The organism is Bacteroides sp. CACC 737 (assembly GCF_013874375.1).
Classification (GTDB): domain Bacteria; phylum Bacteroidota; class Bacteroidia; order Bacteroidales; family Bacteroidaceae; genus Bacteroides; species Bacteroides uniformis.
In genome coordinates this window covers 1,242,400-1,267,329 of sequence record NZ_CP059408.1, presented here as the reverse complement: position 1 = coordinate 1,267,329, position 24,930 = coordinate 1,242,400, and the positions used below count along the sequence as shown (strand labels likewise).

Genomic DNA, 24,930 nt, shown 5'->3' with positions numbered 1-24,930 from the left:
ACCAATAATAATTTAATATAAAAATGGAGAAACAAGAAGTTATTGAGCAAATCGTTAAAGATATATTAGGTTATCCTTACATAAATATTGAAGATTACGATTTACATTGGAATGAATATACCATAGAAAACAAAGTTTATACTAGAGATGAACTTATATCCTTCTTACAACGTTGCAATGAGATAACGGAACTGTTTCTTGCACCAGAATTAAAAGAGACATTTATTAAACCTGCATTAAAAAGAGAAGTTGTCAGAGACCTTTTAGGAACTTTTGCGGAAGTATATACTTATGACCATTTTGAGCCAAGTAAAGATGAAGAATTAACATGGCGTTTTTCATGTTTTCTTGATTCATTACCAAATGACTTGAAAAATATCTTGCCAAAGGCAGTCATTCAAGCCGAATTCACCAAATTGACAGATAATTATACCAAATTTCCGAAAAATACATTCAAATCATCTGATGAAGATTTTTATGCTTTTATAATCTATGTTATATATGTCTTTATAGATATAATTTCAATAGAAAAAATTTTTGAGAGTTTATTCCCTGAATTATTTTTCCAAAAAGAAAAAAAATTAATGGCTAATAAATATGAAGAATCGAAATCTGATCTTCATTTCTATGAATGGTTTATAAATAAATATGATGATAGAATTCAAAAATACATAGATATGGAATTTCAAGGAAGTAAATTACAGTGGAAAGAATATGTAAAATATCACATTACCGATAGAATGGATCTAAATTCATTTTTCCCTTTATCTCTACGTAGAATTGTTTGGGTGTTCTTTGTCTGGATTACAAATTCGTTTAAGGATCATTACAACCAATGGCTGAACAAAGTGTTAATGGAAAGACAACTGAATATATTTGCAAGGATAGATATTGATAATAATAGTAATATAGAAATATGCTTTTTTTATTACTATTGGCTGAACAATAAAAATTGGGAATGTTTTTTTGAAATGATAAATAGTGACTTTTTAAACATGGATGAATACAAACATATACTTGCTCAGCTAAAAGAACAAGGTTTGGGTCAATATGTTCAAAAAAGATATGACGAATACCGGAGGATAACAGGTCGTGGCAGAGATATTCCATTTGCTTTCCTATTGAATGTATCAGAAGTAAGTAAAGCTATGTCTGTTTTCTTCAATAAGGAAGTTACTAATGAGGAACTTGAAACATTTACAAATGTTCATTTGCCACTAATAATAAAAGAGACTGTCTCTAAATTGAAAGCGTCCGACAATTCACTGAATGTGGTAGGATTTGCTTTAGTCTTATGGAAAAGTAAATATTTTAATAAGAACTATTTTAATAGGGATTTTTCTAAATTTCGGGATGAGATTATTAAAATTTTTCAATTTAGTTGTTCTACAAAATATACAGAAGGCAATACCAAGCTTGTAAACGCTGCTAAAAAATTGTGGACGCATGACCCTATTTTAAACGCAATAATAACATCAAAAGAAATTAATAGCTCATGTACACATAAAAGAGAAGAACAACGAAAAAAATATGAAAAAATGAGAGAGGAACGTAAGAAACAAAAAACAACTGCCTCAAGGAAAGATTTATAACTGCCCAATTAACTAAGGGGGAGTAGGATCCCCCCTCTCGCTATTATAGTTCTTCAATCTCTTCTTTGGTCAATCCGGTTGCTCCGATAATCAACTCTATTGAAGTGCCGGATGATTTTAAATAACGGGCTACTTCTATAGCTTTTTGTTTCTCTCCTTCTTCTCTTCCCTTATTTAATCCTTCTTCAAGACCTTCCGCCCTGCCCTCCTCACGTTCAGTATTGATGTTATCACGAAGGATTACAATATTATCCAGATGACGGTAATAGGCAGCAAGCTCATCCTTGGTCATACTATCCAGTTTCAATCTCTCACGGGCCTCTTCAAGACCGGGAGCTGTAGCACTGGAAGGTATCTCTCCGGTATTCAGGTAGTAGATCCATTCTTCCAGGGGACTTTTGGCTACCTGATTGAAACCGTTTACTTTCAGGATATAATATTCAGGATATAGCTGACTTACCGTATCCACCTTGAATGTCTGCTTCTGGAATGGAGTGAGTTCAAGAAGATCGTTGGTGTGGATGCCTCTGAACTCCGTCTTTCCATGATACACATAGTCCGTACCATGTCCCAGAGAGAAATAGACGATATTAACGCTATATACCTTACGAACCTTGTCATAGCTTTCTCCCCTATTGATATATTCAGTCACCAGCTTCGAAGTGCCGAACAACATACGCTGGAAGTAGGCGTATTCATTATTGTTCTGCACCTCTATCAGCACCAGTTCACCCTTGGAGTTCTCGGCAAGCATATCGACACGGTTATACTTGTCATACTCATCCTCCTGATTGCTTTCACTTTCCAGGAGTCGCTGAATAATGATTTTCTCACCCAATAAAGTAGTGAGCAGACCTTCAAGGACACTGAAATTGGCCTTGTTTCTGAGCAGGCGTTTCATAGCCCAGTCAAAACGGATTATCTGATTCTTATTGTTGCTATTCATAATTGTCTAATATATTGGTTACTACAAAGGTAAACAAAAAGATTCAGAGTACCAAATTGCATAAGGGGAGAGCCTCATATAAATCTTTGAACTTTCATTTCCAATTACTTTAAATAGCAGGAAGTATTTTATAGCGTTTTGAAGTATCCTTATGTGTCACTTCTTACAAAATGAGTATATTTGCAGTGAATATAAGCTATCTTATAACTAAATACATAATAATACCATTGATGAAAAAATTAATTATACAAACTTTGGAAGATTTTATGTCTGTTCAATATGGAGTCCCTGAAATAGATTTCTTCAGAGGACAGTCATCTTCTGAATATAAATTAATTCCCTCAATAGGTCGAAGGTTTAATGAAGGGCAAGAGGATGTACTGAAACAATATGAGAGGGAGATATTTGTAGATTTTAAAAGAAAATATTCAATGTTTACAGATACGCGTCCGAAGAATGATAAAGAATTTTTGTTTCTTGCACAGCACTATGGACTTCCAACGAGACTTCTTGATTGGACTTATAATCCCTTGATTGCATTATATTTTGCATGTTGTTCAAATTTTGATAAAGATGGAGTTGTTTATCATAGTTATCCATTCTCAATGAGGGTTTTCAATGAAGATAAAGATGACATACTTTCATTTCCCGCAATAACTTTATTAGTTCCTAATATGACAGATGTTAGATATAAAAATCAAAACGGTTTATTTGTACTTTATCCAGAACCATGGAAAGAAGATTTCGGATACATTTTTGCCAAATATATAATCCGCGCACATAATAAGAGAGAGATATTGCGCAAACTTAAAAAAATAGGAATCACAAGGTCATTTATAATGCCTTCTTTGGATAGTTTGTGTAAAGATATTGTTGATATCTATAATTTAAGATATTCATATGCTATAAAATAGAGCTATTTTGCTAATACAAGCCTATTACTCTCTTGAAATAGTTTTAACTAAAGTTCACCCCCAAGCATCTTTTTGCTAAAAGTTATTTTATATAATATATTCTCAATATTCACATGAAGACAAAGCTGTATTTTTTATAATCTTCCCTCTCCAATCCCTTCAAATCCTTATATATGAGAAAATGGCTTGGAGTATAATTCAGCACCATTAAGATAAGGTGCGTCAGCTTCAAGCATTAATGATAAAAACAATTACCGGGTCACTCTTATTTTCAGACGATGGATAAGATGGAGATTCGATGATGCGTAGCAATTCCAGTATGTGGACAAGACATAAAGTTCCCCACGAAAGAATGTATGCCGCATGATAGGCCAAGTAAATGCGAGGAGCTATTTACAACGGTTCAACTATCACAACCAGTCGAAAGATTGGTCTATTTTTTTCTTCTTCCCTTCCTTGATTTCCCTTCAAAGCCTTATATATGAGAAAAGTATATAAGAGAAATAGAGAATAGAAACATAATAACTAACAATTTAAAACAACTAAGAGACATGGGAAATTTAATTAAAGGATTGAAGGTCGCAGCTTATGTGGCCGAGATTATCGTGGCAGGTTCCGTAGTAATCGAGCTTGCAGAAAAGTATTGTGGCAAATTCGGAAAAAAGAAGATTGCCACGGGTGAAGTCAAGGCCGTTGATGCTGCGACTGAAAACTGATAGAACGTCTGATGAATGGATTATGACAAGAAAGCGGACGTGATAATAACGGTATTGGAGGTAGCAACTTCAATACTCAAAGGGATAAAGAAGCTAAGAGGAATATTTATAAAAGCAAAGAAATAACACCTCTTGGCTTTTTGTTTTTCACCGCATTTTATTAACCGACTAAAAAATAACAAGAGTATGGAAACAATGACTAATGAACTTACTATCATTCCAAGAACAATCGGAATGGTAACAAGAATGATGGATGCAATTGGTGTCGAAGATGCTATAATCGTATCTGAAGAAGAACAGAAAGAGCATCCTAATTTTATTGAGAGCAACACTTCGGGAATAACACTTGAAGAACTTGAAAGGAACTGTATTGTACCCAGCTTCGGAGACAACCAGCTAACAATCAGCCACCAGAAATTTATCCACCAGGTAGAAGATGCTGCAAGAATGTATTTTACCGGAGAAAACTTTGGAAACACGGAAATCAGAGTTTCACATAAGATTTTAGGCAGGGTTCCGGGAGCATTGACAAAAAGGAAAGAAGAGCTTAGACCGGAGGACGAGACCATCTATTATCAACGTATGGCTTTCTGTTTTCATATCCGTTCCATGAGCAGAATGATGAACGGCGAGGAAGTACATTTATGTATTGGAGGTGTAAGAAGCCTGAACGAGGAAAACTTATACGCCCGAAAATCACCCGAGAAATTCAAGATCTTTATCGGGTGGAGGGTTCGTGTGTGTTCAAATCTGATGCTGACCAACGATGGCTTGACCGGACGACTGGAAGTAATGAGTGATGCAGATATTTATAGTTCAGCACTCAGACTATTTCAAGATTTCAAACCGGAGCAAAATTTGAGACTTCTTGAAAACCTGGGAAGAACCAAGATTTCACAAGAACAGTTCTGTCAGATAATAGGCAGGCTCAGATTGTATCAAGCCTTGCCTGCTTCACAACTCAGAGAACTGCCGAAGGTAATTCTGGGTGATTCCAATGTCAATGCGGCTACGAAAGGCTATATAGAAAACCCTAATTTCGGGTTACGTGGCAGAGAGAATATTACTTGTTGGGATTTGATGCAGCTACTCAATGATGCCGCAAAGCAATCCTACATAGACAAGTTCCTGGAGAGAAATCAGAACTGCACTGATTTTTCTGTAGGTATCCAGAGAGCTTTAAACGGTGAAGATACTGAGAATTACGGATGGTTTTTGAGTTAGACCTGAAAATAAATTAACTCACAAGGGAGAAAGAACTAAAATATGGCAAACCGGTTCTTTCTCCCTTTTTTGTTGAACCCTTTGACAGATATATGATATGGAAGTGAATGATATTATGACATACATAGACAGATTGCTGCAAGGCTGTTCTGATAAAAGATGTGCCGAGATTCTAAAGGAAGTAACGGAGGAATGTCAGTCACGTATAGATGAATGTAGGAAAGGTGCTTATTCTAAATCATTGCAATAGGAATAATATATAAACAATAATGAATATTATGGAAAGATACGAATTGGAAAACAGCAGGGAGTTCAAGGCTGCAAAAGAACTTGAACATGCCCTGAACGACTATGGGTGGAATGAGAAAAGGTTCGCTATTGCAGTTACCACATTCCACAGGACCCTGCAACAGACCTTATTCAGAAGTATGGTTGAAGTGATTAAGATTATGGGAAGTGAAGGTTACGGATATGACCTGAGGAACAGGGCTTCCCATGAGATATGTAAGAAGATAGTGGAATCAGGAGTTCTGGAGGACGAGACGATACCATTTATCTGAAACGGTTGAGACATACCGAACTAATATTCCGGGGAGGGATATTTCCGATTAAAAGGAAGTATCCCTCCTTTTTTATTTACCGACAATTTAAAATTCAGAAGATTATGTTATTCTATAATTTTTATGGTTATGAAGAATTCAAGGCCCGTTTCGGACTTGAAAAGAGAGAGAATGGTACAGTGGTAAGAAAAAACAGGATATTGCTGGCCCACCTGAAAAATCCTGTACTACTAAAGTATTGCAAGGAACATGGTGATTATACCCTGCTACATATATATGATATGGCTGACCTGCAGAAGAAAGTGGTTGAAGCCGTTTTGAAATCAGGAGAGGATGATGAAAAGCTGCCTTATGAAGTGGAACTGATAGGCAGGACATACTACTCTTCCAAATATAGGACTGACGAAGCCAAAGGCCTGTGTGAGGATCTGGATAAAAGTTCAGTCCGCTATGTCAACATTGAACGTAACCGGGTTTTCAAGATGAGGGCCGGAAAGTTCATGAGGGAGCTTATACTTGAAACAGGGATAGGGAAACTTATTTCTCCCTGTGTAGTAAACTGGATTGCAGGAGATGTTTTCACCCAGCAATGGTGTACTTATACTCATGGGAAATCACCTGATATGGAACTTCATGTCAACAATGATTTTGGGAGAATCTATGACAGTAACTATTGTAAAGGGAGTTTCGGTTCATGCATGGTGGATGAGAACAGGACTTCGTTCTATCATGATTCGGTAAAAGCCAAGGCTGCATACATAACAGACAAGACGGGTCTGATTGTAGCGAGAGCCATTCTTTTTACCGATGTTACAGACCAGGACGGCAAGAAATGGAGGCTGCTTGAAAGACAGTATTCTTCAGATGGTGATGATGTACTGAAACGGTTACTGATTGACAAGCTCATTCAAGAGGATTATATAGACGGTTATAAGATTGTGGGCGCGTCCTGTCATGAGGCGAACGCATTCGTGGACATTGACGGCAGTTCATTATCCGATAAAAAGTTTGAGATAGACTGTAATCTCGAATTGGAAGACACGCTTTCCTATCAGGATTCCTTCAAATGGTACAGTTACAGCTGGAACAAGGCCTATAACTACGAGAACTCCGGGACCTCATACAACCTTGATACAACAGACCTTAATCTTTACGGGGATGATGATGAAGATGATGGAGAGTGGGACGATTACCACCAATACTATTGTTCAGCAACAATTTGTTGCTATCGGAACGGAAGGGAGATCTGGGTGGATTCAGAGAACCTGGATGATTTTGTATGGATAGAATCGAAAGGGGAATATCATCATGAGAACGATTGTGTCTGCTGTGATGAGTGCGGGACGGGTATTCTGGAAGATGACGCCATGTGTTCGGAAGTGACGGAGAAATACTATTGCTGCAAGGAGTGTATGGAGAAAGCGGAGGATGAGTTCAAACGGAAGAACTGGAATTATTCAGAATATGATGATGAATGGTATGAGGATTACACCGATATAACCTATATCCATATCTGGAACGAAGAGGAATGCTTCTATGAGGATAAAAGCATCAATACGGATACATTATGCAGGCTATTGAGAAATGAGGAAGCATGGGAGTTTGATGAGGATGTATTTGACAAGGTAAATCCGAGCACCAACCTTCCATACGGTTATAAACTAAAAAAAGAGATGAATCATGAATATACAATTATTGAAGAAGCTGTATAGTATCTACAGCCCGAGCGGAAAGGAGCAGAAGATGGTGAAGTTCCTCTGTTCCTATATAAAACAACTCCCCGGAAACATATCCGTATCAAAGGATAAATTCGGGAACCTGTATGTAGTCAAGGGTAAAGCTGAAACTTATCCCTGCCTGGTGAGCCATATCGACCAGGTTTCACACTGCAAGCATTCAAAGGATTTCAAGGCGGTGGAGACCAGGGAAATCATATTCGGTTATTCGCCTAAGAACAGGAGGTTTGAGAATTTGGGAGCCGATGACAAGAACGGAGTGTTCATCTGCCTTGAATGCCTGAAGAAGTATGATGCTGTTAAAATGGCCTTTTTTAGAGAGGAGGAGACCGGATGCAGGGGAAGTTCTGAAGCGGTGATGTCTTTCTTTGATGATGTAAGGTTCGTTATCCAGCCTGACAGAAAGGGTGATTCGGATCTGATTACAAACATAGGTTATTCCGGGTTGTGCTCAGACGAGTTCATTGAAGCGATAGAACCTGAGAAATGGAACTATAAGGAAGAAGGCGGCTTGATGACCGATGTTCTGGCATTGAAAGAAAACGGACTTGGGGTCTCCTGCATAAATGTCTCATGCGGTTACTACAATGCCCATTCTGACGAGGAGATAACAATGAAGAAAGACCTGCTGAAATGCCTGATGTTTATAGGGCATATCATAGAGGACTGTACCGGTGTCTATCCCCATGTTCAGGATGATTCATATTTCAGCCCCTATGAGTTTGAGGACGAGGTTTACGATATGCTGAACCATGACCCGACATTAACTCCTGAAGACCTTCATGACATGTATTCCACCAATTTTCCTCATTTCGGGCTGGAGGATTATCGAAGGATATGTGAGGATTACCGGATGTTCTGGTATGATGATGAAGAAGATATATATGAAGAAAAAAGTATGGACTTAAAAACTTTGGATTATGGAAAGAGATAAGAGCTACGATTTGGAACTGGCCAGGTATATCTGGTCAATCTTGAAATCCAATCTCCCCGTTCTTATGTCCTGGGGAGTTGAGATTGAGACGGTGAAAGTGATAAAGTGTGGTATTGAATTCAAGGTCAACGGATTCAAGCACACCGGAAAAGTTCAGATAGTCTTGAATGAAGGTGCGGACCTGTTTGAAGTCTGTCTGATTGGTGAGGATGGAGAAATCAGGGATAAGAGGGAAGACATCTACTTTGACATGCTTGTTTCCGAGGTGGATGGACTTGTGGAGAAAACCGATGATTATGAAAAGAGGATTGCTGAAACATATAATATTATAAGGTATTAGCGGTTCTCTGAAAAATCGGGAAATGTGACAACGGGCTTTCTGTGAGGGAGTAGATTTTATAAGAACTCGAAATCTCATGGAAAGCCTTTTTTATAAATCAGCTTAAAGGTTATTGAACGCTCGTTTAGTAACCGGGAAGAGCGTTAAATAAGTGTTAATTATGAAACAGAAAAATTATGTTGCCTACCTGCGACAATCCACAGTGAAACAGGAAGTATCAGGATTAGGTGTAGAGGCACAGAGAGAAATAATACAGAATTACCTGAAGGATAAAAAAACGATTGCTGAATATATTGAAACGGAAAGCGGCCGTAAATCTGACAGACCCAAACTTACTGAAGCTTTGGAATTATGCAGAAAAACAAATTCTGTCCTGATTGTTGCAAAACTGGATAGGCTGAGCAGAAATGTGGCCTTCACCAGCAAACTGTTGGAGAGTGATGTGGAGATAGTATTCTGTGATTTTCCGGAGGCTAACAAACTTGTACTTCATATCATCAGCAGTATAGCAGAATATGAAGCCGGATTGATCAGCCAAAGGACCAAACAATCCCTGAAAGCCAAGAAAGCAAGGGGATATAAACTGGGGAAATCTGAAAATTTATTGAATAAACTGGAGCAAGCAGTAGAGAACAGTAATAAGACCAATCATCAGAAAGCTCTTGACAATCCTAATAACAAGAGGGCTATAGCATTGTTGAAAAATCTGGTAAAAGAAGACAGGAGTTTGTCTGAAATGGCTAGAATCCTGAACAGTGAAGGTTTTGTTACAGCTATGGGTAAAGAGTTCAGAGCTTCGCAGGTGAGTATATTATTGAAAAGGTATAACTTAAAAGAGGATTGAAATTATGGAACCTAAGTATGTATTGATTCTAGACTTTTTTGTCGGCTGCCTGAATATCATAAGGCTGACGGACGAAGAACTGAGAGAATCGGAGAACTATGAGGACTTTGAGGATTTTCTCTCAATCATCGAGGGGAAATACGGATTCAGACTTAATAGTTGCCAATGGATGGTTACAGAAAATCTGGACATCCATTGCTATCAGAACGGGGAAGAGACAGATCCCAATCTGTTATAGCCAAATCAGGAAGAGAAACCGGGGTAATGCTTGGTTTCTTTTTTTCTTTCTTCGGGTTAGTCGAAGACAAGAGTATGGAACGTAAGTGGAATGTAATACATAACTGAAAGACAAGGTGGAATAAAAAAGTGTGCAAATAAGGTACAAATGCTTAAAGAATAACGTTTTTGTAGGCACTATAAAATATTTTATAGTGCCCATGACAGCCTCAAAGGCTACATTTCTCTATCATTGAGATGTGTAACATTATCACCCGTTATCTTACTATGGCCTCTTTTATGCACTCTACAATATAATATACATCTTCATCAATCACCCACGGCCCGGCAGGAAGACACATACCGATTTTAAAAATAGCTTCGGATACCCCATTGATATAAGCCGGAGCATCCTTATAGACCGGCTGCTTGTGCATCGGTTTCCAAACCGGGCGTGCCTCTATTTTTTTGCCAAGCATAAAAGCACGCAAAGCCTCCACATTCTCGTTGGGCTGGCAATCTGTTGTAGCACAATCTACGGCATGAATCACACCTGCAGCACCACCTACGGCAGTCTTGACAACATCCTTATAAGCATTTTCCTGCCCTTTGATGCGAAGTGAAGAATCCAGAGTGATTGTACAAAGCCAGAAATTAGAGTCATAATCAGCCGAAGGAGCTTCATGCAGCAATACCCCCTCCACATCCTTAAGCAGTTCCTTATAGAGAGCCTGCACATGCCGGTGATGTGCAATATGCTTATCGGCAACGGTCATTTGACCACGACCAATACCTGCACATATATTGCTCATGCGATAGTTATACCCTATCGCCTCGTGCTGGTAATAAGGATAAGCCTCACGAGCCTGCGTGGCATACCACATGATTTGATTCTTGCTTTCGGTATCTTTACAAATCAACGCACCACCACCACTGGTAGTAATCATCTTGTTACCGTTAAAGCTCAGCACCCCGAACTTGCCGAATGTCCCCAGTACCTGTCCCTTAAAACGGGAGCCAAAACCTTCGGCAGCATCTTCCACCACCGGAATAGCATACCTATCGGCTATCTCCATGATACGTGTACAGTCATAGGGCATGCCGTACAATGCCACAGGAACAATAGCTTTTGGCTTTTTGCCAGTCTTGGCAATGCGGTCCTTGATGGCTTCTTCCAACAGTTCCGGAGACATGTTCCAAGTTTCTTTCTCAGAATCCACAAATACCGGAACAGCCCCCAGATAAGTGACCGGATGCGAAGACGCACAGAATGTGAAGCTTTGTACAATCACTTCGTCACCCTGTCCCACTCCGCAAGCCAACAGAGCCAAATGTACTGCCGCCGTACCGGCCGAAAGTGCCACCACTTCCTTGCCTTCGCCTACAAAACGTTTCAAATCCTCTTCAAAAGCATTCACGTTAGGACCGAGAGGAACCACCCAGTTCGTATCGAAGGCTTCTTTTACATATTTCTGTTCAATACCCTCCTCGCTCATATGGGCAAGGCAGAGATAAATAGTTTTATCCATAAATATATATGTGATTATTTAATGATCAGACTCCGGATTCCTCACATAGTGGGGAATAAAAAGAAAGGAAACGGCTTTATAAATTTTTTCCAGATATCGGGATAATTTACTCATAAATGTTTCCATGACCGGGATACAGACTGCAATCCTTTGTTAATTCCATGATACGTTCTTTCGAGATCCGTGCATCTTCCCTATCGCTATTAGGGAATGAGGCAATGACTTTAACACCCGGGATATATGAATCACCCGAGAAAACATTGTTCTCGACTTTATAGGTAAGGCAGCTTTTATCATGTCCGGGAGTTTCAAACACTTCCACGAAAATTCCCGGAAATATTTCCACTTTATCATTCTCATGTAAAACCGTCACATTATCTCCCATCCATATTACAGGATCATTGTGATAACGGGAAAAATTAAGTTTATCCGAACCTAAAGCCTCCTTACCGAAAGAGGAAGTGTAAACTGTGCAATCAGGATACAATCGTAATAAATCTTTTATACCATAAATATGGTCGTAATGAGTATGAGTCAGAAACAAGGCTTGTACCGTTCCGCACTTTTCCTGAACACACAGCTTTATAGGAGCAATATCCCCAATATCTATCAATACATGCCCATCTTTCCCCTCAACAGACAGTATATAAGCATTGGAGGTGAAAACAGAATTGACAATCTGATGGATGTTCATTTCAGTTATGACCGTTGAAAGCCTCAGTGGTAGCATTACCTTCCTTATTGATCCCTTCTCTAACGAACACTTTCTTTATGGTTAGCATAATAATCTTCACGTCCAGCCAGAAAGAAATATGATCCACGTACCACACATCCAGTTCAAACTTACGTTTCCAACTGATATCATTCCGCCCGTTTACCTGTGCCCACCCCGTAATTCCCGGACGTACTTCATGGCGACGGAACTGTTCCTCTGAATATAAAGGAAGATACTTCGGCAATAAAGGACGGGGGCCAACCAATGCCATATCCCCCTTTAATACATTAATTAATTGTGGCAATTCATCTATGGAAAGAGAACGGACTATTTTACCAATCTTTGTCAGGCGTTCAGCATCCGGCAACAAGTTTCCTCCAGAATCCCGCTCATCTGTCATTGTCTTAAACTTTATGGCTTTGAATATCCGGGCATTTTTTCCAGGGCGATCCTGGGTGAAAAAGACACCGGCACCCTTATTGGTGAAATGGAGGAAAATTATCAGAAGAAGTAATATGGGCCAGATAACTGCCAAAACAAAGAAAGCAACAATAAAATCAATCGTACGTTTTAAAAAGTAAGAATATAGCATAACATTCGTCAATCAATTCATTAATATTTTTCCATTTTGAACATTTACATTCTCTTTCAATATCTTTGCAGGATTTCCTGCTGCAATACAATTCGAATGAATATTTTTTGTAACCACGCTACCCCCCCTATAACTACCTGATTACCAATAGATAAACCTGGCATAATTATTGATCGAACTCCTATCACACAATTTTTCCCAATATATGTATCAGCTTTCAAACTTCTACAATGATCATGTGCCAATATCATAGCACCAGAAAGCACCCAAGTATTATCCCCAATATGGATACCTTTAGGGTTAATTGACTTATCTAAATGGGCTTTCCATGAAATTCTGCAATTTTTACCTATATCCATTCCGTATCTCCAACGGAGATAACGAGGATATAAATCAACGAGAATCCCCCACAGAATTCTTCTTATTTGCATAGCACAATTCAAAGTTTCAAATCAATATCATACCTATTCAAAATCTCAATTCCTTTCCCATAAGAAGTTAATTCCATAATTTCTTCAGGCTCGAACATTACATCAAAAGAGTCTTCCAAGATAGAAATTATATTCAGTTGATGAACCGAGTCCCATCCTTCTACATTTTCTTTTGAAAAACTGTCATTCAAGACCTCTTCTGTCACACCAAACACTTCTACAAAAGCAGCGTTATATTTCTCAATATTAGTCATTTCTATTACAACTTTTATATATTAAACTTACTATACAATATCTTGCCTGCTTCATTTCTGGGTATTTCATCAATTATTCGTACATCGAAAACAGAAGCTACCAATTTTGTTTTCTCTACCAACAATTCTTTCACTTGTTGAGCATATTGCCCGTTTGTGAGATAAATAACCATTCTTTCATCCGTTCCTACACAAGCACACTCTATAGGAAATTTTCCTTTGATTATCTGTTCACATTCATCCAGTCCAATACGCATCCCAAATAATTTCAAGAAACGTCCTATACGACCTACAATGTAATAACATCCATCCTCATCACGATAAGCCAAATCACCGGTACGCATAAATCCATTGCGTTCATCTCCCAAAAGTAAATCTTCTCGTTTACGGGCATATCCAAGTGTCACATTTTTACCGCGATAACACATCTCACCTTCGGTATTTGCCTCTTCAATAAGATTCCCTTCACTGTCTATTAGCGACAATTCGGCATTAGGAACTGCTAATCCTATACTACCAACTTTCTCAACGGCCCACTCCGCAGGTAAATAAGCCATACGGGCTGTGCCTTCCGACTGTCCATAAGTAGCAATCCACTGCTTGCCATTGTCCCTACAATATTCTGCAAACTTTAAATTTAACTGACGAGGCATTTTACCGCCTCCCTGTGTCAATAATCTCAAATCAGGCAAGTCCATACGAAAGAAACGCATCATATTCAGAATCTCAAAACTATAAGGAACCCCTGTAAAACTAGTAGCCCTTTGTTCCCTTATAAAATTCCAAAAAGCTCGGTCAGTCATGTTCTGATTAGTTATAAGTATCGTGGCACCTACATAGAGATGGCTGAACACAACAGAAAGCCCCATAGTATAATAAAGAGGCAATACCAATAACGGCCGGTCTTCCTTTGTTAATTGGAAGAATGTGGATATATTAAGTGCCGCGGCCTCAATATTTTCATATTTATGCCTCACTAATTTAGGGCTTCCCGTAGAACCGGAAGTAGGTAATAAGTGGGATAAATCCTCATACATCGGACAAGCTTCTAAGCCTATCCTCAACAACACATACCCATAACGTTCCGTTACCACTTCATAGGAGGTTAAAGAAATAGCCATTACAACAGGTACACATAAATAAGAAGGTCGGTATATTTCAAACAGATTCTTATATAATCCCTCTTCAATATGCGCATTCAAAATCAAAGGAACATTTCCTGAATTAAGACATCCTATACTCCAGGCCACACCACCCACATTGTTCTCTGTCAACAAAAAAAGTAAGGAACGAGAAGGTATAAGAGTGCCTATCTCATTAGAAAAATCCACCAACTCTCCGTAAGTCAGGATGTTTTCCATTGCATCAATAGCAGCAATTGCTTCCTGCGGATGTTTATTCAATTGTAATATCATAACCAAGAATTATTTCATTAAATTGAAGCGCAACCATCTACCCCCAATATCTGACCAGAGATATATGAAGAACGATCCGAAGCCAAGAAAGAGCACGCATTAGCTATATCATCAGGAGAACCCAAACGCCCCAAAGCAATCTTAGCGATGCGCATATCTATTTTTTCTTTACTATCTTCATAAAGCTCAGCAAAACGCTCTGTTTTCACGATACCGGGTGCTACAGCATTGACACGTACACCTATCGGAGCCAACTCTTTAGCAGCCGACTTTGTAAAAGAAATGATAGCCCCTTTTGTAGCCGAATAAGCCGATTGTCCCGGAGAGCCCAATACAGCCGTAACAGATGCAATATTTACAATGGAACCTCCGCCATTGCGAGCCATCAGACGAGACACTAATTGCACCAACTCAATCACGGCAATCACATTGACACGAAACATCAATTCAGTCTCTTCCCTGACAATCATACCTATTTTTTTATTGAACACCACCCCCGCATTATTAACCAATACATCTATGTGCCCTTGTTCTTTTTTTACCTGCATCATAGATTCTTTGGCAACCTGTGCATGGGTCACGTCAAAATACAATGCATGAAATCTTTCAAACTCAAGCTCTAAAGCGCTCATGGAACCTTCCAAACGATCACAGCCATACACTATTGCACCATCTTCAATCATTTTCAAGGCAATAGACTTACCTATGCCTTGAGCTGCACCCGTTACGATACAGACTTTATCTTTCAGTAACTCACTCATTATTTTAGTCTTCTTGCAGGTGAAGAAAATAAGGTTGATTCCGATTCGACATCCATCGTTACAAACGAACATGCTCCGATGGTACAATTGTCACCAATATGTACATTATGGTTTATCATTGCTCCTGTATGAATCATATTATGATCCCCGATTGTAGTGGCTCCTACCATCATCACTTGCGAGTCAATCCTATTCCAACTACCAATTGTCACATCATGACCAATAATAGTTAACGATTGGATAAAATTGTAATCACCAATTTTAGCATCAGCTGCTATAGTTGTAAATGCACCTACTAAATTACCTTTTCCCATATGAACATTTGTCCCAATACGAGCTGTATGGTGAATTAAAGAAATAAACTCTGCTCCTCTTATCAATAATTGTTCAATGCATGCCTTTCTAGAATGCCCGCCAATAGAACAGACAAATACATTTTCAGATTTACACTCGTAGGCAGCAATAGTTCCTAATACAGGAGGGTAATTCTCAAAACCGGACAAAGCATCCAAGTTATCGTCAATAAATCCAACAACTTCAAACTTACTACCATAACCAATACTTTCACGGGCAAGGTCGTACATAGTACGCCCCATGCCACCAGCACCAATTATTACTAATTTTTTCATATATATTTCTTTAATTTTGAAAGCATTTTATAGCCAAATACACCTAAGAGCAATACATATAAAGCTAATATCCGCTCTTTAACAGGAACTTTTCGAGCATAAGCCACCTTACTTATATATTTGTGGAATAACTGGTTACATAATATTGTTTCAACTGTATTTACCGCGATTTTATCGTCCAGTCCTAATTTTACATATTTATTATATGTAAAGGACATCAACATCTTAAATGCCGTTACCTGAAATGAAGTATAGCGGTTCAATCCATTACTATGGAGTTCATATTGCTTTAAAGTATCGACAATTGTCAAATCGATCAAAAAATTAGGCTTATGAGTTGCACTTGACGAACGCATAACATAATAGAAGAAACAATCAGAAGTTACTTTAACCTTTGATGACTTAGCCAACACCCTTATAGTAAATTCATACACTTCTCCAAGACGTATCTCACGATTAAACCAAATATGATTAGTTTCAATAATATCCCGTTTATAAAGAAGTTGAGGCATTGTCGGAAATATTCTACAAGAACGGTATAAAGTACCGGGGGTATATTCTCCGGTACACATGGGTAATTTTATTCTTTGAGAGATTCCATCTTTCAACAAAGTTACTTCTGACAAAACAATATCCACAGAAGAATCCTCTATGCATTCTAACATTGCAGAAATCGCCCCGTCAGTAAGAATATCATCACCATCCAACAAATAAATATACTCTCCTTTTGCCACCTTCAATGCAACATTTCTAGCTCCTGAAACACCTGTATTACTTTGATTTATTAAATGGCAATAAGGTTTATCTATACAAAAGTTAGTAAGCAATGATAGAGTTCCATCAGTAGAACCATCGTTCACGAATAAATATTCAACTTGCCCTATTGGCTGAACAGCAACACTCTCCAAGCAGTGTTGTAAATAATCTGCAACATTATAGCAAGGAACTATTATACTTATTTTAGGATTTATATTCATTCCCATAGCCCTAACACATTAGCAAAATCCTGACTTACAAGTTCAATGTTGAAATAAGACTTAGCAAGTTCAATTCCTCGATCACACATTTTACTTATTTCTTCACTACCGGCCAATACTTTTATAAGAGCTTCCTCCATATATTGCTCACCAGGTCTTTCAACTACTACTGCACAATTTTTATATCCGAAAAATTCTGTCATAGCTATTGATGACGGTCCACAATATATAATAGGTACACCCGATGACAAGTATTCTCCCATTTTAGTTGACATCGAATAACGTGTAAACCTTTCAGCGACAGCAGATATTGAAATCGGAAGAAATAAAGCGTGCGCAGCTGCCAAAATAGATGGAATCATCATATTAGACACAGGTTTATGAATAACCGTTGAATCTGCAACAACACCTAAAAAATAACGTACCTGTTCTAAAGTACAATCTGTATAAATATCAAATTGTACTTTGATTCCTTTACGATTAAGATTATCAACAGCTGCTACCATATCTTTAATCGCTAAGTTATTATGCCATCCTATTTTACCAGCAAAAACAATATTGGGTATCAGTGATTTTTTAGCTGTTGCATGAAATGTATTTAGTTTCACAGGATTTGGAAAACAGCGAAATACATATCCGTAGCGATTTTCATACTCTAACGCCATCTTTTCACTAGACGTAAAACGATAAGTAGCTATATCCAAATTCTTTTTTAGTAATATTTCTGCCTGCTTTCTATGTCGAGCACCATTCAATATCTTATAAGTAGGGCTTAACCAATCATCAAACCCATGAATCGCAATTTTTATATTTGGAAAACGCCTATGAATCTCGAGTACAAAATGAGCCATTGGAATATCCCCTATTGAAGTATAAATAATATCTGGAGATATTTTCACAATCCATTTTTCCAATTTATCACTCAACAATATTTTATACCGAGTTTCGTACAAATCTACACATTGCAAAACAGGAAGTAACAAGTTTTCATAAGCTATCCTCTTTAATGTCTTTTTATTATCATTAGCAACAGATTTATCTGTTGCGATATGAGATTTTCCAATGTTCACAAGATTGGTGAAAGGAAAACGAAATAAGACTTCATCATTCCCTAAGACATAATACTCATTAAAATTTAATGCGAATTCTGTTTCTACCATAGAAACACAATACAGATTACTCTTAGGACATCGGGAAAATAAGTTCAGAGTAGTTATGGCATCACCAGCTCTAAAACTACGTGATAAAATAAGCACCTTCTTATTCATATTGACTACAGGCTTTTAGTAGGTAAAATACTTTTCCTATTAAATCCATAATAGAAAAAAATATATAAAAATGAGAAGTAAGGCATTGATTCATTACTAAACATCAGAAATAATATCAAACAAAATAACAATGTATATATCCGCCTTCCGGATGATAACAATTTACTAAATTTATATAATCCACAAAGCATAAAAACACCTAAAAAGCCTCCAAAAATAGCAAAGACATTCATAAATGTATTTGTTGCCAAACCTTTTGAATCAATATAACGATTAAACAATTCATAGCCTACCCTCTCGTATTCCGCTGGAAACTGAACAAACCCACACCCCAATAGAGGATGCTGAAAGAAAATATTCAAAGGAACTAAAACAGAGGAGTATCGTGCAAAACCAGATCCTGACTCCTGAATTGTTTCAAACTTCCCAAATATTTCATTCATATAGTCTTCTGTAACAAAACCAAAAGCCAATATTGAAATAATGCCAAACACAGCCATCCAAGCATATACACTATTCCTTTTATTAAACAAAAAAGTCAAAACAATCATGCATCCACTAATTATGCCTCCCGTTGAAAAAGTAGATAGTAAAGTAGCAATTAAAATCCCTACACGCAGATTTCTATATTTATTATTTAAAAAGAACAACTCAAAAATAAGAGCTATATTCAATATAATCATAAATACACCAGGTTCTCGAAATATTGAAGAATTCCTAATCACCGTACCCAACAATATAGGAAAAAAAACACAGCCATAAGAAGTGGTCATTTCAGCATCTGCTATATTTGAAATCGGAGTAGAAGGGAGAATATGTGCATTTACACAAAGCCAGATTATTAATGAATATAATGATATAGCAAGCACAACATCCGAGAAAGATGAAAAAAACTCAACCACAGAATATTTCTTCTCGAAAAAAACACCTAATATCATTCCTGAAAAGATTAGTAATGGAGCACCCAAAGTATTTCCATTCATGATTGATGAGAAAAAAACGATAATCTGCAATATTAATAACAAGTGAATATTTTTCTGCAAATATTTTTGTTTATAATTTATTGCAAATAATATTATAGGAAGGAATAAAATAAAGACATTTCTTAAACGCTCAAATATAGCAATTCCGCTTGTCCCAAACCAATATGAATCATAAGAAACTATCAATAACAAAGCTACTATCACACATAATTGGTAATATCGTTTTTTCTCAGCCCGAAACATTTTATCCATTAAGAATTGAGCAATAATACTTTCTATATTTACAATACATTTCTTCTGCATCATAAACTTTACAAGCGACCTCAGAAATAGTCGTTTTAGACACAGGCTTCATCAAATACTGCATAACTTTAGTCTGTAGTAAATCAATATTTCCGTACTCCACAAAAGTGGAGTACTCAGGTATTGCAATTGTTTCAGGAGCCCCAGCCATAAATCCAGCAACCTGTGTTCCACAACATAAACTTTCAGCGGTAACCATCGAAAATGATTCACGATAAGAAGTCAGCAGGGTTAGATTTGCCATAGAGTAAAACTCGGAAAGCTTTTCCTTAGAATCAATATGAGAAATCGGTATCACATTAGAAGGTAAGCCCTTCAAATTAGAAGCCTTGATTCCAACAACTACAAACTTTATATCAGGAAGCCTTTTTGCCAATTCTGTTATATATTCCCCTCCTTTGTTGGGAGCAGAAAAATCCGGAGTTACATGAAGAATAACAGAATCAGTTTCTTTCAATCCTAATTGTTTTTTCAGATTCTCACATTTACCTCGGTAATGGAATGCGTCAATATCCAAACCATTAAAAATGGTACGACACTCACTATTTGTAAAAAAAGGAGATTGACGTACACGATCAGACATCCAATCCGACACTCCAGAAGTATATAAGTGTTTTACATATCCAAATGCCTTCTTCATCTGAATCCAAGATAAATGAGTTCCATCAAACCAAAATGAACGCCGTTCTATTTGATTTGTTTTACATTTTCCGCACCCCGTCTTCCATCTATTGCAATCAAAGGCATAATCACAATTGGCTGTTATTGTCACATCTGCATGATGAGTCACTAATACAGGATACCCCTTCTTGCCCAAATATTTTAGAAGAATAAAAGGATTGATATATGCACAATTTAAACAATGCAGATGTACTATATCCGGATTAATTCGCTCTATACGATTAATCAATTGATACGTTTCAATATACGCAATATTATATCGTAAACCTGTCACACGTGATATCTTACGATAAATTTGGCTCACTTTGTCAGAGGTTGTACGATAAAGATGTATAGGGTCATCATCTACTTGATGTTTTCCACGTCCAAATACAACATAAGACTGATGACCATCACGCAAAAGTCTGGAATGAATATCTCCAACAATCTTACCAGTGGAACCCTCATCAAAAAAAATATTTATTTGTACAATTTTCATTGACAATCAACTTTTAACTGAATTTATTCATATATTAGAAAAGCATCTCTACTTTCTCCAAACCATTTTATCTATCACACCCGTATAAGATTGGATGAGTTTTACGATTATATTACTTACATTTTCGCCTACATATACATCAACAGGAGTACCATAATCACCATTTGTATCCATAGAAAGTGCAATATCAACAGCTTGCAGAAGACTCTTTTCGTCAATACCAGCAAGAATGAACCCCGCATTGTCAAGTGATTCTGGACGCTCTGTAGAAGTACGAATACATACGGCAGGAAATGGATGTCCTATTGATGTAAAAAAACTAGATTCCTCGGGAAGCGTACCTGAATCTGAGATAACAACAGCAGCATTCATCTGGAGACAATTGTAGTCGTGAAAACCGAGAGGGTCGTGTCGAATCACGCGCGAATCAAGTGAAAAACCAGTTTCTTCAAGACGTTTACGACTGCGAGGATGACAGCTATAAAGAATAGGCATATCGTATTTCTTCGCAATGGCATTAATGGCATTAAACAAAGAAAGAAAGTTCTTCTCAGTATCAATATTCTCTTCGCGATGTGCAGACAACAGAATGTATTTACCCTTCTCAAGTCCCAAGCGTTGATGAATATCACTGGTTTCAATCTCAACCAAATTTTCATGAAGTACCTCTGCCATAGGTGAACCACTAACATAAGTACGTTCTTTAGGCAAGCCACAGTCAGCAAGATAACGCCGAGCATGTTCGGAATAACAGATGTTCACGTCAGAAATGATATCGACAATACGACGATTAGTTTCTTCGGGCAAACATTCATCTTTACAGCGATTACCTGCTTCCATGTGGAAAATAGGAACATGAAGACGTTTAGCAGGAATAGCCGAGAGGCAAGAGTTAGTATCCCCCAAAATGAGCAAAGCATCAGGTTTGATTTCGACTATTAGCTTGTAAGAGCAACTAATAATATTACCTACTGTTGCTCCAAGATCATCGCCCACCGCGTCCATATATACCTCTGGATCGGTAAGTTTGAGATCTTTAAAAAACACCCCATTAAGGTTGTAATCGTAGTTCTGCCCTGTATGAGCAAGGATAACATCGAAATATTTACGACACTTATTAATAGTAGCCGCAAGACGAATAATCTCTGGACGTGTACCTACAATAATAAGAAGTTTGAGTTTACCATTATCTGTAAACTGAATGTCACTATAATCTATTTTCATTTTATACGGGATCAAAATATGTATCGGGATGATTAGAATCAAAAACCTCATTACACCACATTAGTGTGACAAGTTCATCAGTTTCTGAAAGGTTAACAATGTTATGAGTATAACCGGGAATCATTTCTACTACTTGAATTTTATCGCTAGAAACTTCAAAATTCAGAATTTCTTCTGAGCCTTCTTTACGAAGTTGAATTAAGCCATGTCCTTTGACCACTACAAATTTTTCATTTTTAGTATGATGCCAATGTTGACCTTTGGTAACTCCCGGTTTTGAAATGTTGACCGACATCTGACCTGCTGAACCCGTGCGAATAATTTCGGTAAATGAACCACGATCATCTACATTCATCTTCAAATCATATATCATTTTTTCTTTAGGCAAATAGCTTAAATAGGTAGAATACAATTTCTTCTCAAATCCATTCGGGGTAAGATTCGGTATTTCCAAAGTTTTGGGCATCTCTTTGAAGCGATTAAGCATCTCGACAATTTCACCTAATGTAACCTTATAACGTACCGGAACAGCACAATAACGCCCCTTCTCGTCTAGTACAGTTTCTCCTCCATCAAATTCACAGTGATGCTCCTGACCACCAAGTGCAGCAATCATCTCTTCAACAAGATCATCAATATACAGCAACTCTAATTGCATCAATGGATCATTCACTTGAATAGGTAAATCATTTGCTATATTATAACAAAAAGTAGCAACAACAGAATTATAATTGGGACAACACCATTTACCAAACAGATTTGGGAAACGATAAACGAGTACCTTGGCTTTGTGTTGTGCTCCATACGCAAAAAAAAGTTTCTCGCCTGCTAACTTGCTTCTACCATAATCACTTTGGGCATACCGACCAATCAACGTTGCTTGAATAGAACTAGAAAGCATTACAGGACAGGTGTTGCCATATTTCTTTAAAGTATCAAGCAGAGTAGAAGCAAAACCGAAATTACCCTCCATAAACTCTTTTTCATCCTTGGGACGATTGACACCAGCCAAATTAAACACAAAGTCAACTTCGCGACAATACCGTTCAAGTTCCTCGTGTGTAGAATCAATGTCATATTCAAATACTTCATCAATTTTTACAGCATAATTCCGCGCTTTTCCCGTTTTAATATTATTTAGTTGCGCACAAAGGTTCTTACCAACAAATCCTTTGGCACCTGTTACCAATATTTTCATATATTCATTATGTTTTCAGTAGAAATAGGTTCGTACGTACCATCCTTGGCCTCAAAAATCACAGTTCCTGATTCAAGAACCTCTATTCGATGCCAAACTCCAGCTGGAATTTGGATTCCCACACAATCAGAATTAGATTTAAGCAAAAAACGCTCTTTTTCTTTTCCGCTATCATCATAAAATATCTCTTCCGCAGTACCACAAAGTATCAAACATATTTTAGAAGTTTTAAGATGACGATGTATTGGAAGTTGTGTCCCAGGTTCTAAAGCATTAAGCATGCGTTGCGATTGCTCACAATCGGAATTACGCAGATCGTAATTTACTCTCAGTATAGATGATTTTACTGCTTCATACGACAAATCATCAAACAGTTTCTTAGTAATAATCATTATTCACTACGAATTTCTCGTTTGGTATCTGTCTCAATCATACCCAAATCTGCTTGAACAAAACGTAAACGCATCAATTGCTCCTTCATACCCTCAATATCCAAACGTACTGTATTATGACTATGATAGTCTTCAATCTTAGAAACTTTCTCATTACCTTCAGTAAAGAACTTATCATAGTTGAGATCACGAGTATCGCAAGGAATACGGTAGTAATCACCCATATCGATGGCCTTTGCCATTTCCTCACGAGTAACGAGCGTTTCATACAACTTCTCACCATGACGTGTTCCAATTACCCTTACCTCTGTCTCACCATATTTAGGGTCAATTTTAGCATAGATCTGCTTAAGTGCTTCAGCAAGTACATCGAGTGTAGCTGCCGGAGCCTTTTGTACAAACAAGTCTCCATTTTTACCGTGGGTAAATGCATAAATCACAAGATCAACAGCATCATCTAAAGTCATCATAAAACGAGTCATTTCTGGGTCAGTGATAGTAATGGGCTTACCCTTCATCATCTGCTCCACCCATAGCGGAATTACCGATCCGCGCGATGCCATCACATTGCCGTAACGTGTGCAGCATATTGTGGTCTTTGCATCCTCGCCCAGTTCGCGCCCCTTGGCTATAGCAACTTTCTCCATCAAAGCCTTAGAGATACCCATAGCGTTAATCGGGTACGCAGCCTTGTCAGTTGACAATACCACTACATTTTTCACACCATGCTCAATGGCTGAACATAGAACGTTTTCCGTTCCGATGACATTCGTCCTTGTTGCCTCCAAAGGGAAAAATTCACACGACGGCACCTGCTTGAGTGCAGCAGCCGAAAAAACATAATCCACACCGCCCATTGCTATATCGACCGATGACTTATCACGCACATTGCCGATATAGAACTTCACCTTTGGATTTTGCAAATGGTGACGCATATCATCCTGTTTCTTCTCGTCTCGGCTAAAAATGCGAATTTCTTTTATATCGCTATTGAGGAAACGTCGCAACACAGCATTTCCAAACGATCCGGTGCCACCCGTAATCAGCAACACTTTATCTTTAAATACTGACATAATAT

The 24,930-nt window shown here is 37.7% G+C and carries 27 protein-coding genes; 10 read left to right on the top strand and 17 right to left on the bottom strand.

All coding sequences use genetic code 11. The features are described 5' to 3' along the window. The first annotated feature begins 23 nt into the window (after positions 1 to 23). Positions 24 to 1,592 (top strand): hypothetical protein, encoded by a 1,569-nt coding sequence (locus tag H1A11_RS05475; RefSeq protein WP_181757851.1) that lies wholly within the window; start codon positions 24 to 26, stop codon positions 1,590 to 1,592. Between the two features lie 43 nt (positions 1,593 to 1,635). Here H1A11_RS05475 and H1A11_RS05470 read toward each other — a convergent pair whose 3' ends face one another. Beyond that, the gene (locus H1A11_RS05470; RefSeq protein WP_181757850.1) at positions 1,636 to 2,538 is read right to left on the bottom strand and encodes an Rpn family recombination-promoting nuclease/putative transposase; all 903 of its coding nucleotides are present in this window, start codon (positions 2,536 to 2,538) and stop codon (positions 1,636 to 1,638) included. Between the two features lie 230 nt (positions 2,539 to 2,768). Between H1A11_RS05470 and H1A11_RS05465 the strand changes: the two genes are divergently transcribed. The 9 genes from H1A11_RS05465 (at position 2,769) to H1A11_RS05425 (ending at position 10,044) form a co-directional block, all read left to right on the top strand. Beyond that, entirely contained in the window at positions 2,769 to 3,452 is a 684-nt protein-coding gene (locus tag H1A11_RS05465) for an FRG domain-containing protein (RefSeq protein ID WP_181757849.1), read from the top strand. 551 nt (positions 3,453 to 4,003) lie between these two features. After that, positions 4,004 to 4,168: a hypothetical protein gene (locus H1A11_RS05460; protein ID WP_005824152.1), complete on the top strand. Its 165-nt coding sequence runs from the start codon at positions 4,004 to 4,006 to the stop codon at positions 4,166 to 4,168. A gap of 186 nt (positions 4,169 to 4,354) precedes the next feature. Beyond that, positions 4,355 to 5,392: a DUF3871 family protein gene (locus tag H1A11_RS05455; RefSeq protein ID WP_131225469.1), complete on the top strand. Its 1,038-nt coding sequence runs from the start codon at positions 4,355 to 4,357 to the stop codon at positions 5,390 to 5,392. A gap of 278 nt (positions 5,393 to 5,670) precedes the next feature. Further along, a complete protein-coding gene (locus tag H1A11_RS05450) occupies positions 5,671 to 5,952 on the top strand; it encodes a hypothetical protein (RefSeq protein WP_136011463.1) in 282 nt (93 codons plus the stop codon). A 104-nt stretch (positions 5,953 to 6,056) separates the two neighbouring features. Beyond that, positions 6,057 to 7,664: a hypothetical protein gene (locus tag H1A11_RS05445; RefSeq protein ID WP_181757848.1), complete on the top strand. Its 1,608-nt coding sequence runs from the start codon at positions 6,057 to 6,059 to the stop codon at positions 7,662 to 7,664. Beyond that, entirely contained in the window at positions 7,633 to 8,622 is a 990-nt protein-coding gene (locus H1A11_RS05440; RefSeq protein WP_181757847.1) for a hypothetical protein, read from the top strand. Before H1A11_RS05445 ends, H1A11_RS05440 begins: the two co-directional genes overlap by 32 nt. Continuing rightward, positions 8,609 to 8,962 (top strand): hypothetical protein, encoded by a 354-nt coding sequence (locus tag H1A11_RS05435; RefSeq protein ID WP_117879167.1) that lies wholly within the window; start codon positions 8,609 to 8,611, stop codon positions 8,960 to 8,962. Before H1A11_RS05440 ends, H1A11_RS05435 begins: the two co-directional genes overlap by 14 nt. 160 nt (positions 8,963 to 9,122) lie before the next feature. Beyond that, positions 9,123 to 9,806: a recombinase family protein gene (locus H1A11_RS05430; protein WP_181757846.1), complete on the top strand. Its 684-nt coding sequence runs from the start codon at positions 9,123 to 9,125 to the stop codon at positions 9,804 to 9,806. A gap of 4 nt (positions 9,807 to 9,810) precedes the next feature. Next, positions 9,811 to 10,044, top strand: a complete 234-nt coding sequence (locus tag H1A11_RS05425) for a hypothetical protein (protein WP_181757845.1) — start codon at positions 9,811 to 9,813, stop codon at positions 10,042 to 10,044. A 256-nt stretch (positions 10,045 to 10,300) separates the two neighbouring features. Here H1A11_RS05425 and H1A11_RS05420 read toward each other — a convergent pair whose 3' ends face one another. The 16 genes from H1A11_RS05420 to H1A11_RS05345 all read right to left on the bottom strand — a co-directional run bounded on the left by H1A11_RS05420 (position 10,301) and on the right by H1A11_RS05345 (position 24,925). Next, complete coding sequence (locus tag H1A11_RS05420; RefSeq protein WP_181757844.1) at positions 10,301 to 11,551, bottom strand: DegT/DnrJ/EryC1/StrS aminotransferase family protein; 1,251 nt, start codon at positions 11,549 to 11,551, stop codon at positions 10,301 to 10,303. A gap of 106 nt (positions 11,552 to 11,657) precedes the next feature. Further along, on the bottom strand, positions 11,658 to 12,245 hold the full coding sequence (locus H1A11_RS05415) for an MBL fold metallo-hydrolase (protein ID WP_098032044.1): 588 nt from the start codon (positions 12,243 to 12,245) through the stop codon (positions 11,658 to 11,660). Between the two features lies 1 nt (position 12,246). Continuing rightward, positions 12,247 to 12,858, bottom strand: coding sequence for a sugar transferase (locus H1A11_RS05410; RefSeq protein WP_118132186.1), 612 nt, complete (start codon positions 12,856 to 12,858; stop codon positions 12,247 to 12,249). 56 nt (positions 12,859 to 12,914) lie between these two features. After that, a complete protein-coding gene (locus tag H1A11_RS05405) occupies positions 12,915 to 13,289 on the bottom strand; it encodes a DapH/DapD/GlmU-related protein (RefSeq protein ID WP_255461537.1) in 375 nt (124 codons plus the stop codon). Positions 13,290 to 13,297: 8 nt separating this feature from the next. Further along, a complete protein-coding gene (locus H1A11_RS05400) occupies positions 13,298 to 13,543 on the bottom strand; it encodes an acyl carrier protein (RefSeq protein ID WP_118132088.1) in 246 nt (81 codons plus the stop codon). Between the two features lie 14 nt (positions 13,544 to 13,557). After that, on the bottom strand, positions 13,558 to 14,958 hold the full coding sequence (locus tag H1A11_RS05395; RefSeq protein WP_181757843.1) for an AMP-binding protein: 1,401 nt from the start codon (positions 14,956 to 14,958) through the stop codon (positions 13,558 to 13,560). Between the two features lie 17 nt (positions 14,959 to 14,975). Continuing rightward, positions 14,976 to 15,719 (bottom strand): SDR family NAD(P)-dependent oxidoreductase, encoded by a 744-nt coding sequence (locus tag H1A11_RS05390; protein WP_044468919.1) that lies wholly within the window; start codon positions 15,717 to 15,719, stop codon positions 14,976 to 14,978. Further along, complete coding sequence (locus H1A11_RS05385; protein ID WP_181757842.1) at positions 15,719 to 16,348, bottom strand: acetyltransferase; 630 nt, start codon at positions 16,346 to 16,348, stop codon at positions 15,719 to 15,721. The genes H1A11_RS05390 and H1A11_RS05385 overlap by 1 nt, the downstream gene beginning before the upstream one ends. Continuing rightward, on the bottom strand, positions 16,345 to 17,331 hold the full coding sequence (locus tag H1A11_RS05380; RefSeq protein ID WP_181757841.1) for a glycosyltransferase family 2 protein: 987 nt from the start codon (positions 17,329 to 17,331) through the stop codon (positions 16,345 to 16,347). The genes H1A11_RS05385 and H1A11_RS05380 overlap by 4 nt, the downstream gene beginning before the upstream one ends. Then, positions 17,322 to 18,593, bottom strand: coding sequence for a hypothetical protein (locus H1A11_RS05375; protein ID WP_181757840.1), 1,272 nt, complete (start codon positions 18,591 to 18,593; stop codon positions 17,322 to 17,324). Before H1A11_RS05375 ends, H1A11_RS05380 begins: the two co-directional genes overlap by 10 nt. 5 nt (positions 18,594 to 18,598) lie before the next feature. Next, complete coding sequence (locus tag H1A11_RS05370) at positions 18,599 to 19,882, bottom strand: O-antigen ligase (RefSeq protein ID WP_181757839.1); 1,284 nt, start codon at positions 19,880 to 19,882, stop codon at positions 18,599 to 18,601. Further along, positions 19,821 to 21,038, bottom strand: a complete 1,218-nt coding sequence (locus H1A11_RS05365; RefSeq protein ID WP_181757838.1) for a glycosyltransferase — start codon at positions 21,036 to 21,038, stop codon at positions 19,821 to 19,823. Before H1A11_RS05365 ends, H1A11_RS05370 begins: the two co-directional genes overlap by 62 nt. 48 nt (positions 21,039 to 21,086) lie before the next feature. Continuing rightward, the gene (locus H1A11_RS05360; protein ID WP_181757837.1) at positions 21,087 to 22,262 is read right to left on the bottom strand and encodes a UDP-N-acetyl glucosamine 2-epimerase; all 1,176 of its coding nucleotides are present in this window, start codon (positions 22,260 to 22,262) and stop codon (positions 21,087 to 21,089) included. 1 nt (position 22,263) lies between these two features. Then, the gene (locus H1A11_RS05355; protein ID WP_181757836.1) at positions 22,264 to 23,460 is read right to left on the bottom strand and encodes a capsular polysaccharide biosynthesis protein CapF; all 1,197 of its coding nucleotides are present in this window, start codon (positions 23,458 to 23,460) and stop codon (positions 22,264 to 22,266) included. Beyond that, positions 23,457 to 23,852 carry a WbuC family cupin fold metalloprotein gene (locus H1A11_RS05350; RefSeq protein WP_181757835.1) on the bottom strand — a complete coding sequence of 132 codons (396 nt, stop codon included), beginning with the start codon at positions 23,850 to 23,852 and terminating at the stop codon, positions 23,457 to 23,459. The genes H1A11_RS05355 and H1A11_RS05350 overlap by 4 nt, the downstream gene beginning before the upstream one ends. Continuing rightward, positions 23,852 to 24,925 carry a polysaccharide biosynthesis protein gene (locus tag H1A11_RS05345; RefSeq protein WP_181757834.1) on the bottom strand — a complete coding sequence of 358 codons (1,074 nt, stop codon included), beginning with the start codon at positions 24,923 to 24,925 and terminating at the stop codon, positions 23,852 to 23,854. The genes H1A11_RS05350 and H1A11_RS05345 overlap by 1 nt, the downstream gene beginning before the upstream one ends. Positions 24,926 to 24,930: the final 5 nt, after the last annotated feature.

What these genes read in the sequence shown, in the direction of transcription:
- H1A11_RS05475 (WP_181757851.1), top strand. Translation starts at nt 24, where the DNA reads ATGGAGAAACAAGAAGTTATTGAGCAAATCGTTAAAGATATATTAGGT.
- H1A11_RS05470 (WP_181757850.1), bottom strand. Translation starts at nt 2,538, where the DNA reads ATGAATAGCAACAATAAGAATCAGATAATCCGTTTTGACTGGGCTATG.
- H1A11_RS05465 (WP_181757849.1), top strand. Translation starts at nt 2,769, where the DNA reads ATGAAAAAATTAATTATACAAACTTTGGAAGATTTTATGTCTGTTCAA.
- H1A11_RS05460 (WP_005824152.1), top strand. Translation starts at nt 4,004, where the DNA reads ATGGGAAATTTAATTAAAGGATTGAAGGTCGCAGCTTATGTGGCCGAG.
- H1A11_RS05455 (WP_131225469.1), top strand. Translation starts at nt 4,355, where the DNA reads ATGGAAACAATGACTAATGAACTTACTATCATTCCAAGAACAATCGGA.
- H1A11_RS05450 (WP_136011463.1), top strand. Translation starts at nt 5,671, where the DNA reads ATGGAAAGATACGAATTGGAAAACAGCAGGGAGTTCAAGGCTGCAAAA.
- H1A11_RS05445 (WP_181757848.1), top strand. Translation starts at nt 6,057, where the DNA reads ATGTTATTCTATAATTTTTATGGTTATGAAGAATTCAAGGCCCGTTTC.
- H1A11_RS05440 (WP_181757847.1), top strand. Translation starts at nt 7,633, where the DNA reads ATGAATATACAATTATTGAAGAAGCTGTATAGTATCTACAGCCCGAGC.
- H1A11_RS05435 (WP_117879167.1), top strand. Translation starts at nt 8,609, where the DNA reads ATGGAAAGAGATAAGAGCTACGATTTGGAACTGGCCAGGTATATCTGG.
- H1A11_RS05430 (WP_181757846.1), top strand. Translation starts at nt 9,123, where the DNA reads ATGAAACAGAAAAATTATGTTGCCTACCTGCGACAATCCACAGTGAAA.
- H1A11_RS05425 (WP_181757845.1), top strand. Translation starts at nt 9,811, where the DNA reads ATGGAACCTAAGTATGTATTGATTCTAGACTTTTTTGTCGGCTGCCTG.
- H1A11_RS05420 (WP_181757844.1), bottom strand. Translation starts at nt 11,551, where the DNA reads ATGGATAAAACTATTTATCTCTGCCTTGCCCATATGAGCGAGGAGGGT.
- H1A11_RS05415 (WP_098032044.1), bottom strand. Translation starts at nt 12,245, where the DNA reads ATGAACATCCATCAGATTGTCAATTCTGTTTTCACCTCCAATGCTTAT.
- H1A11_RS05410 (WP_118132186.1), bottom strand. Translation starts at nt 12,858, where the DNA reads ATGCTATATTCTTACTTTTTAAAACGTACGATTGATTTTATTGTTGCT.
- H1A11_RS05405 (WP_255461537.1), bottom strand. Translation starts at nt 13,289, where the DNA reads ATGCAAATAAGAAGAATTCTGTGGGGGATTCTCGTTGATTTATATCCT.
- H1A11_RS05400 (WP_118132088.1), bottom strand. Translation starts at nt 13,543, where the DNA reads ATGACTAATATTGAGAAATATAACGCTGCTTTTGTAGAAGTGTTTGGT.
- H1A11_RS05395 (WP_181757843.1), bottom strand. Translation starts at nt 14,958, where the DNA reads ATGATATTACAATTGAATAAACATCCGCAGGAAGCAATTGCTGCTATT.
- H1A11_RS05390 (WP_044468919.1), bottom strand. Translation starts at nt 15,719, where the DNA reads ATGAGTGAGTTACTGAAAGATAAAGTCTGTATCGTAACGGGTGCAGCT.
- H1A11_RS05385 (WP_181757842.1), bottom strand. Translation starts at nt 16,348, where the DNA reads ATGAAAAAATTAGTAATAATTGGTGCTGGTGGCATGGGGCGTACTATG.
- H1A11_RS05380 (WP_181757841.1), bottom strand. Translation starts at nt 17,331, where the DNA reads ATGGGAATGAATATAAATCCTAAAATAAGTATAATAGTTCCTTGCTAT.
- H1A11_RS05375 (WP_181757840.1), bottom strand. Translation starts at nt 18,593, where the DNA reads ATGAATAAGAAGGTGCTTATTTTATCACGTAGTTTTAGAGCTGGTGAT.
- H1A11_RS05370 (WP_181757839.1), bottom strand. Translation starts at nt 19,882, where the DNA reads ATGATGCAGAAGAAATGTATTGTAAATATAGAAAGTATTATTGCTCAA.
- H1A11_RS05365 (WP_181757838.1), bottom strand. Translation starts at nt 21,038, where the DNA reads ATGAAAATTGTACAAATAAATATTTTTTTTGATGAGGGTTCCACTGGT.
- H1A11_RS05360 (WP_181757837.1), bottom strand. Translation starts at nt 22,262, where the DNA reads ATGAAAATAGATTATAGTGACATTCAGTTTACAGATAATGGTAAACTC.
- H1A11_RS05355 (WP_181757836.1), bottom strand. Translation starts at nt 23,460, where the DNA reads ATGAAAATATTGGTAACAGGTGCCAAAGGATTTGTTGGTAAGAACCTT.
- H1A11_RS05350 (WP_181757835.1), bottom strand. Translation starts at nt 23,852, where the DNA reads ATGATTATTACTAAGAAACTGTTTGATGATTTGTCGTATGAAGCAGTA.
- H1A11_RS05345 (WP_181757834.1), bottom strand. Translation starts at nt 24,925, where the DNA reads ATGTCAGTATTTAAAGATAAAGTGTTGCTGATTACGGGTGGCACCGGA.